We start from the raw sequence: 14,301 nt of genomic DNA, 5'->3' as shown, positions 1-14,301 counted from the left end.
TACAAAAAAGGGGCCGCATTCAGCGACCCTTTTTTTGCATTAGTATCCGAACTTATCCCGCAGCCCGTAATACCAGGCGCCCAACGCCGCAAACGGTGTGCGCAGCAATTGCCCGCCGGGGAACGGGTAGTGGGGCAGGTCGGCGAACGCGTCGAAACGCTCGGCCTGGCCACGCAACGCTTCGGCCAGGACCTTGCCCGCCAGATGTGTGTACGTCACGCCATGGCCGCTGCAACCCTGGGAGTAATAGATGTTGTCACCCAGCCGCCCCACTTGCGGCAGACGCGACAACGTCAGCAGGAAATTACCGGTCCAGGCGTAATCGATCTTTACATCCTTGAGCTGCGGGAAAGCCTTGAGCATTTTCGGTCGAATGATCGCTTCGATGTTGGCCGGGTCACGCGCGCCGTACACCACGCCACCACCGAATATCAGGCGCTTGTCGCCGCTCAGTCGGTAGTAATCGAGCAGGTAATTGCAGTCCTCGACGCAATAATCCTGCGGCAACAGGCTTTTCGCCAACGCGTCGCCCAAGGGCTCGGTGGTGATGACCTGGGTGCCGCAAGGCATCGACTTGGCCGCCAGCTCCGGCACCAGATTGCCCAGATAAGCGTTGCCCGCCACGATGATGAATTTTGCCCGGACTTTGCCTTGCGGCGTGTGCACCACCGGATTGGCGCCGCGCTCGATGCGTATCGCCGGCGATTGCTCATAAATGACGCCACCCAGAGACTCCACAGCCGCCGCTTCGCCCAGCGCCAGGTTAAGCGGGTGAATATGTCCGCCGCTCATGTCGAGCATACCGCCGACATATTGATCACAGGCCACCACCTCACGGATACGGCTTTTATCCATCAACTCCAGCTGCGTGTGACCGAAACGTTCCCACAGACGCTTCTGGGATTCGAGATGACCCATTTGCTTGGGCGTGATGGCGGCAAACACGCCGCCGTCCTTCAAGTCGCACTGGATATTGTATTTGGCCACGCGCTCGCGAATGATCCGCCCGCCCTCAAACGCCATTTGCCCCAGCAACTGAGCCTGCTTGGGGCCGACACTGCGCTCGATCACATCAATATCGCGGCTGTAGCTGTTAACGATCTGGCCACCGTTTCGCCCGGACGCACCAAAACCGACTTTGGCGGCTTCCAGTACCGTGACCTTGAAACCGTTCTCCAGCAAGAACAGGGCAGAGGACAGACCGGTATAACCGGCACCGATTACACAGACATCAGTCTCAACGTCGTCCTGCAGCACCGGGCGAGGCGGAACCGCATTGGCCGACGCAGCGTAGTAGGACTCTGGGTAGGGGGTGTGCGCCATCCTGCAGCCTCTGTTTAATATATTTTACGAGTGCGTCGATCCTACCCGAGTTAAAAATCCACCGCCAGCCACCGGAAAATCTTCTTTGCAGCGGCAAAATTAAATATTTTGCATATTCATAGGGTTAGCTCGAAAAAAGGTGTTGACACCCCTCCGGAATTCCGTAGAATGCCGCCTCACAGCAGGCACGTAGCTCAGTTGGTTAGAGCACCACCTTGACATGGTGGGGGTCGTTGGTTCGAGTCCAATCGCGCCTACCAAACAAAATCCGCTCTGCTGGGCGGTCTAGAGGGGTTACCGGAAACGGTAACCCCTTTTTGCTTTTTCCCTTTGGGCAAACTTTGGGAATATTTTGGGCAAACGACCACCGCGCTATACCTTCAGGTCGGCTTTGACCTTCATGTAAACCACCGCGTCTTCGCCGTGCCCCGCCTGGTAGTGCTCGGTCATCTTCACGTCCGCGTGCCCCATCAATCCTTGAATGTACTCTTGGTCGAAACCCTGCTGTTCGTACAGCCAGGCGCCGAGCGCACGGATCTCGTGAAAGGTCGGGCGCTCGCCGGCGGGGATGTCGGCATAGGCCTGCGAATCGTCCCGCGCCTGGGCGAAAGACTTGGTCAGGTAGTCGGCCGTCACCGCGTTCCAATGCAGCTTGGCATCCAGCTGGGTTCGCTTGCGCGCCTTGGGTGAGTAATGGATCAGGTACGGGCAGACGACCGGCGACTTCATGCACTCCATCACCACCTCCCGAAGCGCCTGGCCCATCACAATCTCCAAGTGCACGGGCTTCTCGTAGTTCTGGGTCTTCCCGGGCGACACCTTGATGGTGTTCTGGTCGAGGTCCACTGCCGATTTCGGCCACACCACGATATCCTCCCGCCGCTGAAGACTCAGTAACCCCAACCGAATGGCGCGCTTCAGCCAGATCGGCGTCCCCACGTATTCCAGAATCTTGTTCAAACCCTCGACCGTGTGCCGCTGGCGCTTCTTCTCAGCCTCCTTTTTCACCAGGGTCAGTTCCGCCGAGTTGCGTTCGCACAGGCCTTTGGCCACGGCGAAGGCAAACACCTGGACCAGCAGGCCTCGGTGCTTCGTGTAGGCATTGTTCTCGAAACCATCCAGGTAGTCGGCGACTGTCAGCACATCCAGCTGCCCCATCATCAGTTCACCCAGGTCCTCGCGGTACCGGGCCAGCTTGAATTTGATCTCTTTCAGCGTGCTGGCGGCATAGGTCCTGGTGGGCAGCCATTCCTTTTCGAAGCGGTCGAGGCAGCCGCTGAACTTCGGCGCCGCGTCACCGGTGATCATCGCCAGTAGAGAGCCGTCGTCAGCCAGCAGAGGAAGCAGCTTCGCGTTGGCGGCGTTCGCCAGCTTGATGGCCTCGGCCATTGGCTTGTTGATGCTGATTTTCTTGCCGGTGATCGGGTTCTTGTACTGCCAGTATTTGCCGTTCGGGTAGAGGTTGGCTGGCAGATGCCGATTTTTAACGGTCCTCTCCCGCGGGGGCGCCATCAGCCCACCTCCAACATCTTGGCCAGCAGGGGATCATTCGACCCCATCACGGCCGCCTGCAGGTCCACGAAATACATCCCGCCCTTTACCTCTCCAATCACTTCGCCTTCCTCAATCCATTTCTTCAATTGCTGCACGCTCGGCTTGCCGCCGGCATAGCGCAACTTCCTGTACTCACTCACCTCCATCAGGCGCGGGAGCTTTACCGTAATCTGGGCAATGACTTTTGCCATGATGATGCTCCATGCCGCGCGTGGCGGCAGAAGGTGGGGATTAGATGACCATCTCGGCCTGGGTTTCTCGTTGCCAGATCGGCGAACTGTTGTGCGATTCGATGCGGTCAGCGATGACATTGGCGCGCTGGCCGGCGGTCGGCGGGGCATACATGCCGAAGCGACTGATGCTCCCGCCGTTCACTGCTGCGTTCGTGGAGTCGGCGGAGGCGAAGGGCAGGTGCTGAAATATTGCAGGGTCGAGCATTCGCAGGCCGTGAAGTCTGCAAGCTGGACGGCCTTGGTCATCGCAGATGGCATCCATCGCGACGCCCATCCGCTTCCACCATGCTCCAGTACCCGGTGAAGCCCATTGCCCAGAGCTGCCCAATGCGACCGTACGCCAACACCTCGCCAGCCGCTGCAACCGCTCAAGCGATTCGTGCAAGTGCCAGACAGGCACGCCGCGAAGCTCCTCTGGCCATTGACGAACGAGGTCGTCGTTGGCCTCTTCATCGCCGTCGATGACGTCTGGAATGAGCGCCCAAGTGAATCCAGGATGTCGGTGCCAGTCTTCGACCCAGCGTGTGTAGCCGTCGACGTCTACCTGGCCGCCTTTTTTCCACACTGTGAATGCGCCGTTATCGAAAACAAACGATTTGCATACATCGGCGACAATCCCGAGATCGTCCTTGCGTGGGAACGGCACCAGCGCGTGCCGGCCGGTCAGGAACTTAGCCGCGTCCTCGCGCTTACCGCCGACAGGCGTGCCGTGGTAATGAATCATCCGCTGAGCCTCACGGTTTCAATTTCGACGCCCTGGTGCGTGGCAATGATTGTTTGATCGCCGCCAATGCCTTCGGCCAGGCGATCGGCAATCTGTTCGTGCCAGCCTTTCTTGATCAGTGCGGTTGCCGCCTTGATGTGCTCGACATGAATCATCGTTGGCGACCGAACTTCCAGCCGATAGATGATCAATTCGCCGTCGGACGGGCAGACGGCTGCGAAGGTGTGTCGGTAAATATTCACGCGCAGTCCTCGCCCGCCGTTCACCGGCAGGCTGGTAGGTGGAAGAGGGGTTATGCGAGTTGGGCGTTGAACGCTTCGACGATCGCCGGGGCGCAGAGGGTGATCGGCAGAGCGTCGGTGCTTTTGCCGTCGGAGATAATCACCCAACCGTCTTTGCGCAGGGTGCAGGTCTCGTTGCCGATCTGTATGCGTGCGATCGGCAGCCAAGGGAATGGCAGCTTTCGGTTGAGCCAGTAGATCAGCTTCATCGCCGTGGCCCCTTGTAGCAGTACACGTAGGCGAACCAGGCGAGGGCGATCATGGTGTCACCTGAGATTTCAGATCAACCACCGCGAAGACAATGCCGCGGCAGTAGCTGTCTTCGCTGTCCATCACGTTGAATGTGGCATGAGGAATATTTGTCTCGTAGATCCAGCTGAACCCGTCCTGATCCCAAATTGCCTGGATGGACTCTGCGGTCGTTCTGCGCTGGACGAAATCGGCAATCGCATCGTCGTCCCCATCGTCGATTTGGGATCTGTCGAGTAGGCCGTTGGCGTCCACCCAGGCTGTGCCGCCGTTATAGCAGCCGAACTCATCGCGGATGGCGCCTTCAAACTCCATGAGGTCATCGCTGGCGCCAAAGACGATCACGAGGCCGGCAGCTTTGGCGGCCGCGATCTGGTCTTTGGTGATTGCGCGGTGCGCTGGGTACTGGATGCCGTTCAGTTCTGCTGCGAGTTGTTCTTTGGTCATGACTTCGTCCTTGCCGCTATAGCAGCTATGAATTTCACGTAAGGGAGAGGTATCGTTACAGCCACAAATAGGTGGAGGTGGATGTGGTAGTACACGGAGTTGAATACCGGTTTTGCTGCGCTTCAAGCGTTGTCGAAGGGCACGATGGCCTTGCGATGGAGTGCTGGAGAGGTAATAACGGCCCGTTGTTTGAAATCTTTCGAAACGACGAAACGCTTCGTTTTGAGGTAACCCTGTTCGTACAGGATGTCCCGCTTGAGCTGCTTGAATACGCAGTCCCAATTGCCCGAGAGTGGTTGGGAGATTTTGTACCCTATCCCTGAGACAGAGCCCTTGCCGCTATAGCGGCTGACTTTGAAAGGGGAGGGAGTAGATTTGTGGGTGGAGTACAGATGTACTCTTGGCGAAATTAGACGCCCGGGCGGCCTTTGAAGGCGAGCCAAATGTAGTGTCGACCCTTGGCGGTGACCTTGATCTTGCCGATCTGCCGGTTCCAGCTGATCAGCCGCAGCTCTTCGAGGATGCTGGTGAGTGTGTGACCCTGATGCCAACCGGCCAGCGCCTTTATGCAACCCTGGGCCAGTAGCCCGCGAAAGTCATCGTGGCCGAAGTTGGTGCCCTGGAATGAGCTCTGGACCTGCTCATCAGTCACCAGGTCGGTGATGGTTCTCATGTTCGGGTCGAGCCTGTAGCTTTTGTGGGTCATGGCAGTTCGTCCCCGACGATCAATTTGCAAGGGCCTTGGCGGAATTTTGCGAGCTCTGCGGTCAGCTCATCAACCCGCTGATCCGCTGCGTTCAGGAGCTGCTGAAGGGCGTTACGCTCGGCGGTGAGTCGGGTGACATGGGCACGGTCGACGAGCTCGGTACCAACAGGCAGCGCGTCAATACCCGGGCGATGCACCACAACTGTTTCCTTGAAGTGCTCGCCTTCCTCATCGATCACAGCGACCACTTCCGGCTGCGCGCCAGCAGGCTCAGGGGCGGCCTTGATCATCGAGCGGTACAGGGCAGCAGCAAGATCAGGGTGCATGCATACTGCAAGCCGCTGTTCGCTGGTCGGCTCAACCGGCACCAGTTTCCACTGTGTGTTCATTCTGCGATCTCTGGTATCAGCCTCGCCCGCCGGGCCAAGGTAAGTAATTTTTGGCTCGCTCACTTTGAACCCCTTCAATTGTCCGTACCCGTGTAGGTGCGCCAAGGGACCTTGGCCCCGCTGAACTCGGCCGCGCTCGGTAGATCTTCCAGGCAGGCAAAGATCGGCATGCCAAGCTCGCGGGCGCGGTGGACTTCACCCAGGGTGCCGGCGCTGTATCGCCAGCCATTTATCAACACTACTGCATCACACCGCTCCATCAGCGCCAGGGTGCCATCGAGGAAGTACTGATCCTGATCCGGCAAGTCGTCGTCGAAGTGCGCAGTGTTCGTGTGCGGGCAGATTGGGAACCAGCCGAGGCGCGCGGTGCTTACGGCAACTGACCTGGCCACTGCGATGTTCTCCACGATCAATTCGCGGGTCGCGGCTCGGTAAGGCCCGGCCACATAGATGACCGGAATTTTGTTTTTTGTGGGCATGGGGATACCTCGCCAGGGTGGCGGAAAAGGTGGGTGTGGGGTAGGTTCCGCAGGTCCGACATGTGTCGGAGAGATTCAGAGACTGATGAATGGAAGAGATAAAGGTTGTTCAGATGTGGCTTGGAGTTGCGGCGGCCTGCTTCGGCCTTATGTCATGCGCGCTATGGATCTATTCGGCCAGGTTGAAAGTTCCGGCAAGCAAGGCATCTACAATGCATGTCCAAGCCATTTACACCCACAAAGGCGTTGATATCTGCGAGTTGGCAAGTGCCCGCAAGCAAAGCGAAGTAAGTGGGTATGCGGCAATATCGGCGGCCATTGCCGCTTTGGCCCAGGCCGCGCTTGCCGGCATTCCGCTGATATGGCCCTAAAACCCAAGATTTTATATCTGCTGGGCCCCCTATCCGGGTCATGCCCGGGCGGTGGAGGGAGGTGAGGAATCAGCTACAGTTCAGCGATCAACAAAAAGGAGTTGTGGTATGGCCTGTCCAATTTGCGGAAACGAAGCGGCTGTTGAACATCAAACGTTTGGCGGCGGGCTGCGTTTCCATTGCCAGCCATGTGGTGGATTTTTTAGAATTTCCTCCACTCTTGAGACATATCTCGAAGGAAAGGTCTTTGATATTGACCGGTCTAGGGAGCGCCTCGATGCAGATCGAGAACAAAAGAGGCGAGGACCGCAAGATCCAAACCGTCCTCAGGATTTAGAGCCGACGCTTAACTCTTATGATCGGGAGCTGCTCATCGATCCGGAGTAATCTGCCGCAGGATGCGTCGGCCAATCCAGCGAACGACAGTGACCGCCTTACTGTTCCCGATCGCCTTGTAGCGCGGTCCGTCCGGGCAATCCTCGGCAGGCTTGCCGCGCCAAGGGATCAGCGTGTAGTCGTCTGGCATACCTTGGAGGCGCTCGCACTCACGCGGAACCAAGCGCCGGACCTGCGATGGGATCAGTAATGCAGGCGGAGGACTGCACGCATCGAGCGACGCGGTGTATTCCTCGTAGAGCTTGCCGGCGCCGCAGGCTGAGGTGTGGTGCAGCTTTGTGGAGTAGGCGAGGTAGTTTTGCTGCTGTGCGCCAGCTTCGGCGGCGAGCGCCCCGACAACTTGGCCGTCACCTCCGATCTTGCGAAACTCGCTGCGGCTGTTCTGGGTGAATGCCAGCACCGCGTTCTCCTGACCATTATTCCGGCCCAATGCGTGTGCCTGATCGATGTTGATGCAGGGATCTTGCGTGCCGTGCACAACCAGGTGGCTGTGGCCGTGGTTCGCATCCTGACCCGAGCAGCCCTGAAGCCGGCCATAGCTCGCGTCGAGTGTCGCGGCAACGCAGGGCACATCGTCGTAGCTGTATCCGCCAGACTTGCGCGCACCTCCGGCAAGCGTCGGTGCGACGAAGAACGTCTCGCTTTCCATGTCCATGCGGGTGTCCTTTGCGGTGAGCGTCGCCGCCTGCTCGATCGACCCAACCAGGCTGTGCCCGCCGAACGCCGGTATCCCACCGAACATTGAGACCGCCGGCCCTTCATCACCCTCACAGTTCACGCAGCCGTACGGCCCGAGTTCTTCGGCAAAGATTTCTCCGCATCCGCACTGGAGCGCAGGGCCGAAAGGAGCTGTTCCGGTAACGTCTTGCCCCTGGCCTCGGCGCGGCGCAGTATCCCGGCGCACGCCTTCTCGCTCAAAAAGTACCTCGGTGGGATCGAATCCATCTCGAGCACTTGCGACAACGAACACACGGCGGCGTCGTTGGGCCAGGCCGAAATATTGGGCGTCCAGGACCCGCCACGCGATTGTTCTTTTGGGTCCATACACACAACCAGCGTCCGGCCACCTTTTCCCTGAAGGCTGCAGTTCGCAGTCTTCCCCAGCAAGCGCGCCAAGAAAACATCCGAAGGCGTTCCCTTTGTCACTGAGGACACCTGGGACGTTTTCCCAGACGACAACGCAGGCGGGCTTTCGCTGGCCGGCGCGAACATAGTCAGTTGCATCTGCAAGCTCCACGTATTTGATGGTGAGGGCGCCGCGCGGGTCGAGTAGACCCTGTCGCATGCCGGCGACGCTGAAGGCTTGGCAGGGTGTCCCACCAACCAGCACGTCCGGTGCTGCGATCTTGCCGGCCAGGACCAAGGCCCCGAGCTTCGTCATGTCGCCAAGGTTCGGGGTGTTCGGGTAGTGGTGGGCCAGTACCGCGCTGGGGAAGGCCTCGATCTCGGCGAACCAGGTGGCGCGCATGCCGAGCGGCTTCCATGCAAGCGTTGCCGCCTCGATGCCGCTGCAGACGCTTCCATAAGTAATGGGCATTAGCGATCCTCTCTAGGGTGGCATTCATCTTTTAGGGAGCGGTGTTATGCTTGGGGCTCATCCACCAGGTCAAAGTGTGGTGATGTACCGTAATTCGTAATTAACCCTGTCGCATTGAAGGGTCGATGCAAAAGAATGTGATTGAATATACTTTGCAGCAATTTGTTAAAAGATGGACGAGATCTCGTATCGTTCTATAAAAGTCGTTTCGGTGGGGGAGTTGTATGGTTGATGTGACGGTTTTCATGGATGGCAATGAGGTAATAGCATCTGGTAGCTTAATAGTGCCGCCTCAGTCAGATTCGATTACCATAAAAATAGGCAAACTTACTTTTAACTTTTTATTTGTGAGGGATGGTGGTGAGTCCTTGATTTATCTTCAAGGAGGAGGCAAGGAGCTAAATATAACGTTTAAAAATTATAAAGGTGGGGATGCTGCTGGTCGCTCAAAAACCTTCATGAAGGTTGGTACTTACGATGGTAGGACCTTATGTCTCGGGTATAGGTCTCGCTTCAATAAAAACGGCAGTCGCGACTTCAGTTACACCTTCATGCTTGTTCCGAAGGAAGATTCTGACGTGAGTGGCGAGGCGGGAGATGAGTGAGGATATTATCGAAGTTTCGAGCGGATCTGAAGAAAGCGTTGAAAAGATAAATATGAAGCAAAAGGCCGAGGTTAAGGCTAGCATATTTAACTTTAATACTCCGTTCGCCAATCTTATTGGCAAGGGAGATCAGGCTAAAGATTCTGTTGTGTGGTATCTGATTACACGCCTTGTGAGGATGTCTTTTTTAATTATTCTGATCCTGTTTGTTGTGGATATATATAAAAATGATGGCAAGAACTGTATTTCCCTGCTTAAGGATGTTTGGAGTGTTTTTGCTCCAATAATAACCTTGGCGATGGGGTATTTGTTTGGCAAGAAAGAGCGGTCAACAGGTGAGTAGACGTTTTTTAGTGATCGTATTGAATTGAATGTAAAATTATTGAAGCATACTTCACTTCGGCGCCGGCCTCGCCGGCTGGCGTGATTCGTTGAAGTGGGGTATTTGTGTTCGGCCCGGCATGGAGCCGGAGAGGAGAGCAAATTGACCAGACAAGAATATTTCTACGAGTGCGCGCGACTTTCAGCAGTTATGGGTGAAAAGTCTGACGCAATCGAAGCTTTCAAAACTAGATCTCCTGATTTGCTGGATGATTCGATTTTCGAGGAGTTTGATGCTCTTCAAAAAGAACTGGCCGTTGCAATCGGTGCTTGGCAGAGCTTTTGTGACACTTACAAAAGTCAGATTCCTCGCCAATAAGTTTCAGTCCCCGCCCTCAGCGCAATAGGTGAGGGCGGGTCAGGCGCGGCGCACCTTGAAATGCAGCATCGCTTTAATGCTGTGGCAGTAATCCTGAAGCCGCTCGTAGGCCTTGTACTTGGCCTGGCTTCGAGTTGCCGCCCACGCCCTGACCAGATCGTCGCAGGCTTCTCGGCTCCAGTCGAGATCCTCCCAGTCATGCTTGAACGGCAGGACCAACCACTCTTTCAGCGGCAGCGTCTCGGCCATTTCGCCGTACTGCATTTCGTGCGTTGGGTGGTAGTTGCCGATTCGCTTCTTCGGGTCTTCATCCAGCACCACACCGATGTAGTGGCCGCGATCAGCCAAGATTACGCCGGGCTTCCCGTGGGCGATCACGCGTCGGCCGATTTCGGCGGGCACCTGATAGTGTTGCCGGACGTATGCGCAGTTGTGGCTCATGTATTTCTCCAGTCAGGTGCCGCCCTCCGTGACCGGTGGTGGCAATTTGGTTTGAGTTGGGGTATTACGGGTGACCGGCATTGGGCCGGGTCAAGGAGAAATTGTGTCGATTGTCAGCTATGAAGGGCGTACCAACATGTTTATGTACCGGGATATCAAGTTTCGGGTGCAAGTCATGCTGGACCCATCGAAATCAGTGATCCGCTACAACGTTTACGCAAAGTTTAGTGACGGTACAAACGAAGAGCGTATTGCCTCCAAAGCTGGAGCTTGGAACTCTGAAGGGGATGCTGTGGCCGAGGCACAGACCCAAGCACAGTTATACATAGATGAGTTTCTCAAGCAGGAATGACTACCTCATCCCCCGGATCCTGCTGGATCATCAGCAGGCTCTTCCGATGAAAAGCCAGCGACACGTTTTGGGATAGCTCGATAATGTGTCGCGGCGGGGCCAGCAAAGGCGCGGACGTTTGAGGTCCCAATTCATGCAGGCGGTGAATCATCAGCGTGATGGCCTCGCCCTGTTCTTCGATGCCGCTCCATGCCATAAGTTCAGCAAGGGCTCGGCGCGTGCCAGGGAGGCAGTGCAGCCTGATTTCCTCTTCGCCGCGGCTCTTCTTCTTCGCCGCGGCTTTCGCTGACCGCTCCGCGTTGGTCTTGGCCATCGCCTGCCTCTTCAATTCCGTGGGCCGGTATATCCAGCCATGTCTGTCGTCGGCGCTGGCGCACCTGGTTGTTGATCCTTCTCACGCTGCGACCTTCACTTGATGCCAGGCCCCGGCCGCATAGAACAGCTTCGCGGCCTGCGCTTCTTCAAGCGTTACCTCTGCAGGAACAGCGATCCAACCTGACGCCACCAGGTGGTTTGGGTTGCAGCTGTTTCGCAGCTCGAGGTAGTAATGCTCGATGGCATCCGTCAGGCGCTCAACCTTGTAGATGCCCTCCGGCGATATCTCCACGGATTTTACGTACTCAACGCCGCGCTCGTCCCGACACATGGCACTGATGTAGATCGTCCAGCAGTAGGAGAAATCGAACAGTGCGTTGGCAATGGCCAGGCTCCGGATCTGCCGGCAGTTCTTCCAGTTCGCCATGATCTGCGCGCCGCTGGGGTCAATGTTCACCACCGCAACGTGGTTGGTGTTGAGCAACGCCCGGCAGCTGCGTTCTGCCCGGGCGAAGCTATTGTTGGGTTTGCGTTTCGACTTCATAGCGAGTCCGCCATTTTGCGAAGTGCCTTGCGCTCAGCGGCCGATATCGGCTTCGGCCGTCGCTTGAGGACCGTTTCAGGGGCTATCCGGGTCGAGCGGGGTGGCGGTAGGGGATTGCGCGGCGGGCTTTTCAACTGTTCGATCTGCCCGTTGGCGGCTAGGAACTGCGCGACTTGAGCCGAGATCGCCTCGGCGCGCTGCCGCTGCGCCTCGACCAGGTTGAGGTGGTTACTGAACATGGTGGCCTCACTTGATGCGAATCGAACTGTCGCCACGCTCAAGGTGAGCCCAGGCTGGTTCTTCGATGAGTTCGTGTTCTGCGTCTTCGCCGGCGGCCATTCGCTTGCGGACGGCTTCGTTGTGCTCGCGGATTTCTTTCAGTTTCGCCGCGATCGACTTCTTGTCGGGAGCGAACACAGTCTTCGTCTCGATGAAGTCATCCGGAATCTCGTCTTCTTTGTCGACGATCACCTTCTCCGGTGCCAGTGCCAGGGTGATGGTGAAGAGGGGGCGCTTGATCGACTTGATGTCAGCGGCCTCCATGTTGCGGCGCAGGTAGTCGCTGATCTGGCTGACACTGTTCTTTTTCACGCGCTTCAGTTCATTGAGTCGCTCGACTTCTTTGTCGATGGCGTCGATGTCGCCTTCGATATTGCGGCGCAGCATGACAATGTTGTCGGCCTTCACCTCGAACTCGCCTTGGATGTCGTCCATGGCGTATTGGAGGGCTTCTTTCAAACTTTCGTCGTCCGTGTCGGCCATGGCCTGCAGTTCTGCAAGTTTTCCGGTCAATGCGTAGAGTTGGGTCATGCTGCGTTCTCTCGTTCAGTGGCTTCAGTGATGCGCTTCCACTCCAGTGAAATGCGCTCAGCACCTTTTGTGTCCTTCCGAATGGTCAGCTTCCGCACGGCGATATCGTGGATCTTCTTCAGCTCCTGCGCGGACTGGGCGCCGGCCATGGTGTCGATCACGGATTTGATGTAGTCCAGGCGTTCCTGTTTCTGGCGATCCTCCTCAGCGACTCGGTCTTCGGCTTTGTTCAGCGCGACTTCATCCCGCACGGTTTCGACGTAGGCTGCATCGTCGAACAGTCCCATATGGATGTCCGCGGCGAAGCCGAGGGGTTGCAGGCATTTGCCGATGGCATCGGTGAGTGATTTCTTAGCCGCCTCCCAGTCGGTCATGATTTTCCCTTGCTGGAAGTAAACAAACGGGGTGTGGCCGTAGTGCTGGACCGTGCATTTCTGGCCGTCTTTACCCAGGTACCAGAGCTCGATCTTCAACGTGTGCAACTTCGCATTAATGCGCGGGGCTTCGGGCCACTCTTTCGTAGGCGCCTGGAGAGGAGCGCCTTCGTCGAACCGGTCCTCAAGCACTGTCCAGCCCCAGCCTTCGCCGCATGGACCGAAAACCTCGGTCGCCTTGCGCATGAGGTAGGTCGGCTTGATTGCCGTTCCCTTGAAGCCGCCCATGCCGGTAAAGTTTTTCGTTGCGCTGGGATCGGTCGTGTCGACCTGGTCCCAGATTCTGGTGTTCTCAGACATGGGGAATCCTTGCCGCGATGCACGCAGCGTTTGAGAGTGTTAGTTATTGGGTGAGCTGGCCGGAGTAAGCGCTTGCCAGCATCCAGGCAGTGAAGAGCAGAAGGGCAATGGCTGAGCCGCGCCAGGTGTAGAGGCGCTTGGCGCGCTGGTAAGAGGTCATGGCCGAACTCTCACAGCGATTCGGCCGCCCTTCATGGTCGCGGCCAGGCGCCGAGGAAGGTTGACGACCAGATCTTCGCGCTTGCGCCCGATTACCTCGTTAAAGGGGAGGCCGAAGCCGAGCAGGGCGATTTTTCGCTCGATGTCATCGAGCTGCTCGTCGATGAGCGATGTCACGAGTGGTGTACTCATGCAGCCTCCATGCGCTGTCGACTGATCTTCAGCAGGCGGGCGCTGTAGTGGTGGAATTCTTCGGCGGTGATATCGCCAGCAGTGAAGTGGCGGACGATCAGACCCTCGGTGAGACTGTCGTCGATATCCCAGTTGCTGGGATGCTCAAGGGTTTCCAGCGACTGATCTATAGCGATATGCGGGCTCATAGTTCAGCGTCCTCAGACTGGGCGATCAGCGCATCATCTGCGAGCGGTTCCAGCAGGGCTTCGGCAATCTCTCCAAGCTTGCCCAGCGGATGGTCGCTATTGCCGAGCAGTTCCGCTACAGCGGTCTTGTCCGAGCTCCCAATCGCCGCAGTAATCAGCAACCAACCGAGCGCCGGTGTATGAACTTCACTGTCGGCAAGTCGGTTGTTCACGTATTCATCCACTGCCAAGGCGAACTCCTCAGCAGTCACGCCCTGTGGGGCATGCATTCGGCGCTGAAAGGACACATTGTTGCCGCGCAGCAACTCTTCAGCCGCGTTGTAAATCCACTCCGCCCGAGCGTCATCATGCGGGCTTTCGCTCACTGGAGGCGGCAGGCGACGTTCAAGTCTCAATTGAGCAAGCTGTAATGGATTCATGGCCGCCTCCAGAGGGCGAGGTGGAGTAGGCGAGGGCCGCCCATCCGTTTTAAAGATATGGACCGCGAGCCATTAGGGGCGCTCCACTTTTCAGATAAGCGATGCAGGGGGCCGCATTGCGCGGTGCAGAATCATCCGCATCGGGGTGCGATC

At 57.3% G+C, this 14,301-nt stretch carries 26 protein-coding genes and 1 tRNA gene; 7 read left to right on the top strand and 20 right to left on the bottom strand.

The window, feature by feature from the left end:
- Nucleotides 1–39: 39 nt before the first annotated feature.
- On the bottom strand, nt 40–1,323 hold the full coding sequence (locus tag D8U73_RS18395) for an FAD-binding oxidoreductase (protein WP_130905359.1): 1,284 nt from the start codon (nt 1,321–1,323) through the stop codon (nt 40–42).
- Between the two features lie 183 nt (nt 1,324–1,506).
- Here D8U73_RS18395 and D8U73_RS18390 point away from each other — a divergent pair.
- Nucleotides 1,507–1,583 (top strand) — tRNA-Val (locus tag D8U73_RS18390).
- A 112-nt stretch (nt 1,584–1,695) separates the two neighbouring features.
- On the opposite strand, the gene D8U73_RS18385 is transcribed toward D8U73_RS18390, so the two are convergent.
- The 9 genes from D8U73_RS18385 to D8U73_RS18340 form a co-directional block, all read right to left on the bottom strand.
- On the bottom strand, nt 1,696–2,835 hold the full coding sequence (locus D8U73_RS18385) for a tyrosine-type recombinase/integrase (RefSeq protein WP_130905358.1): 1,140 nt from the start codon (nt 2,833–2,835) through the stop codon (nt 1,696–1,698).
- Entirely contained in the window at nt 2,835–3,068 is a 234-nt protein-coding gene (locus D8U73_RS18380; protein ID WP_130905357.1) for a hypothetical protein, read from the bottom strand. Before D8U73_RS18380 ends, D8U73_RS18385 begins: the two co-directional genes overlap by 1 nt.
- Nucleotides 3,069–3,108: 40 nt before the next feature.
- Entirely contained in the window at nt 3,109–3,834 is a 726-nt protein-coding gene (locus D8U73_RS18375; protein ID WP_130905356.1) for a hypothetical protein, read from the bottom strand.
- On the bottom strand, nt 3,831–4,076 hold the full coding sequence (locus D8U73_RS18370) for a hypothetical protein (protein ID WP_130905355.1): 246 nt from the start codon (nt 4,074–4,076) through the stop codon (nt 3,831–3,833). Before D8U73_RS18370 ends, D8U73_RS18375 begins: the two co-directional genes overlap by 4 nt.
- A gap of 50 nt (nt 4,077–4,126) precedes the next feature.
- A complete protein-coding gene (locus D8U73_RS18365) occupies nt 4,127–4,324 on the bottom strand; it encodes a hypothetical protein (protein ID WP_130905354.1) in 198 nt (65 codons plus the stop codon).
- A gap of 49 nt (nt 4,325–4,373) precedes the next feature.
- Entirely contained in the window at nt 4,374–4,811 is a 438-nt protein-coding gene (locus D8U73_RS18360) for a hypothetical protein (RefSeq protein WP_130905353.1), read from the bottom strand.
- 409 nt (nt 4,812–5,220) lie between these two features.
- Entirely contained in the window at nt 5,221–5,517 is a 297-nt protein-coding gene (locus D8U73_RS18350) for a hypothetical protein (RefSeq protein ID WP_130905351.1), read from the bottom strand.
- A complete protein-coding gene (locus tag D8U73_RS18345) occupies nt 5,514–5,969 on the bottom strand; it encodes a hypothetical protein (RefSeq protein WP_130905350.1) in 456 nt (151 codons plus the stop codon). The genes D8U73_RS18350 and D8U73_RS18345 overlap by 4 nt, the downstream gene beginning before the upstream one ends.
- Before the next feature lie 11 nt (nt 5,970–5,980).
- Nucleotides 5,981–6,385: a DUF1937 family protein gene (locus tag D8U73_RS18340; RefSeq protein ID WP_130905349.1), complete on the bottom strand. Its 405-nt coding sequence runs from the start codon at nt 6,383–6,385 to the stop codon at nt 5,981–5,983.
- A gap of 89 nt (nt 6,386–6,474) precedes the next feature.
- Between D8U73_RS18340 and D8U73_RS18335 the strand changes: the two genes are divergently transcribed.
- Nucleotides 6,475–6,756 (top strand): hypothetical protein, encoded by a 282-nt coding sequence (locus D8U73_RS18335; protein WP_130905348.1) that lies wholly within the window; start codon nt 6,475–6,477, stop codon nt 6,754–6,756.
- A 108-nt stretch (nt 6,757–6,864) separates the two neighbouring features.
- A complete protein-coding gene (locus tag D8U73_RS18330; RefSeq protein WP_130905347.1) occupies nt 6,865–7,143 on the top strand; it encodes a hypothetical protein in 279 nt (92 codons plus the stop codon).
- Here D8U73_RS18330 and D8U73_RS18325 read toward each other — a convergent pair.
- Nucleotides 7,127–8,689, bottom strand: a complete 1,563-nt coding sequence (locus tag D8U73_RS18325) for a DNA cytosine methyltransferase (RefSeq protein WP_130905346.1) — start codon at nt 8,687–8,689, stop codon at nt 7,127–7,129. The genes D8U73_RS18330 and D8U73_RS18325 overlap by 17 nt on opposite strands.
- A 224-nt stretch (nt 8,690–8,913) precedes the next feature.
- Here D8U73_RS18325 and D8U73_RS18320 point away from each other — a divergent pair, with 224 nt between their 5' ends.
- From D8U73_RS18320 to D8U73_RS18310, 3 genes are all read left to right on the top strand, one after another.
- The gene (locus D8U73_RS18320; RefSeq protein WP_130905345.1) at nt 8,914–9,294 is read left to right on the top strand and encodes a DUF6864 domain-containing function; all 381 of its coding nucleotides are present in this window, start codon (nt 8,914–8,916) and stop codon (nt 9,292–9,294) included.
- Nucleotides 9,287–9,637 (top strand): hypothetical protein, encoded by a 351-nt coding sequence (locus tag D8U73_RS18315; RefSeq protein ID WP_130905344.1) that lies wholly within the window; start codon nt 9,287–9,289, stop codon nt 9,635–9,637. Before D8U73_RS18320 ends, D8U73_RS18315 begins: the two co-directional genes overlap by 8 nt.
- A gap of 141 nt (nt 9,638–9,778) precedes the next feature.
- A complete protein-coding gene (locus tag D8U73_RS18310; protein WP_130905343.1) occupies nt 9,779–9,994 on the top strand; it encodes a hypothetical protein in 216 nt (71 codons plus the stop codon).
- A 39-nt stretch (nt 9,995–10,033) separates the two neighbouring features.
- Here D8U73_RS18310 and D8U73_RS18305 read toward each other — a convergent pair whose 3' ends face one another.
- Complete coding sequence (locus D8U73_RS18305; protein ID WP_130905342.1) at nt 10,034–10,435, bottom strand: hypothetical protein; 402 nt, start codon at nt 10,433–10,435, stop codon at nt 10,034–10,036.
- A gap of 103 nt (nt 10,436–10,538) precedes the next feature.
- On the opposite strand from D8U73_RS18305, the gene D8U73_RS18300 reads away from it, so the two are divergent.
- Complete coding sequence (locus D8U73_RS18300) at nt 10,539–10,787, top strand: hypothetical protein (RefSeq protein WP_130905341.1); 249 nt, start codon at nt 10,539–10,541, stop codon at nt 10,785–10,787.
- On the opposite strand, the gene D8U73_RS18295 is transcribed toward D8U73_RS18300, so the two are convergent.
- The 8 genes from D8U73_RS18295 to D8U73_RS18260 all read right to left on the bottom strand — a co-directional run bounded on the left by D8U73_RS18295 (nt 10,774) and on the right by D8U73_RS18260 (nt 14,148).
- Entirely contained in the window at nt 10,774–11,100 is a 327-nt protein-coding gene (locus D8U73_RS18295; protein ID WP_130905340.1) for a hypothetical protein, read from the bottom strand. The genes D8U73_RS18300 and D8U73_RS18295 overlap by 14 nt on opposite strands.
- A gap of 81 nt (nt 11,101–11,181) precedes the next feature.
- Entirely contained in the window at nt 11,182–11,646 is a 465-nt protein-coding gene (locus D8U73_RS18290) for a hypothetical protein (RefSeq protein WP_130905339.1), read from the bottom strand.
- Nucleotides 11,643–11,885, bottom strand: a complete 243-nt coding sequence (locus tag D8U73_RS18285; RefSeq protein WP_130905338.1) for a hypothetical protein — start codon at nt 11,883–11,885, stop codon at nt 11,643–11,645. The genes D8U73_RS18290 and D8U73_RS18285 overlap by 4 nt, the downstream gene beginning before the upstream one ends.
- Nucleotides 11,886–11,892: 7 nt before the next feature.
- Complete coding sequence (locus D8U73_RS18280; RefSeq protein ID WP_130905337.1) at nt 11,893–12,456, bottom strand: siphovirus Gp157 family protein; 564 nt, start codon at nt 12,454–12,456, stop codon at nt 11,893–11,895.
- Nucleotides 12,453–13,190 carry a hypothetical protein gene (locus D8U73_RS18275; RefSeq protein ID WP_130905336.1) on the bottom strand — a complete coding sequence of 246 codons (738 nt, stop codon included), beginning with the start codon at nt 13,188–13,190 and terminating at the stop codon, nt 12,453–12,455. Before D8U73_RS18275 ends, D8U73_RS18280 begins: the two co-directional genes overlap by 4 nt.
- Before the next feature lie 156 nt (nt 13,191–13,346).
- Nucleotides 13,347–13,541 (bottom strand): hypothetical protein, encoded by a 195-nt coding sequence (locus D8U73_RS18270; RefSeq protein WP_130905335.1) that lies wholly within the window; start codon nt 13,539–13,541, stop codon nt 13,347–13,349.
- Nucleotides 13,538–13,729 carry a hypothetical protein gene (locus tag D8U73_RS18265; RefSeq protein WP_130905334.1) on the bottom strand — a complete coding sequence of 64 codons (192 nt, stop codon included), beginning with the start codon at nt 13,727–13,729 and terminating at the stop codon, nt 13,538–13,540. The genes D8U73_RS18270 and D8U73_RS18265 overlap by 4 nt, the downstream gene beginning before the upstream one ends.
- A complete protein-coding gene (locus tag D8U73_RS18260; RefSeq protein ID WP_130905333.1) occupies nt 13,726–14,148 on the bottom strand; it encodes a hypothetical protein in 423 nt (140 codons plus the stop codon). The genes D8U73_RS18265 and D8U73_RS18260 overlap by 4 nt, the downstream gene beginning before the upstream one ends.
- Between the last annotated feature and the right edge of the window lie 153 nt (nt 14,149–14,301).

Origin of the sequence: Pseudomonas sp. Sample_22, assembly GCF_004307635.1 — a bacterium.
In the GTDB taxonomy this organism is placed as follows: domain Bacteria; phylum Pseudomonadota; class Gammaproteobacteria; order Pseudomonadales; family Pseudomonadaceae; genus Aquipseudomonas.
Note: the sequence above shows the minus strand (reverse complement) of the source record. Positions and strands in the feature narration are given on the sequence as shown.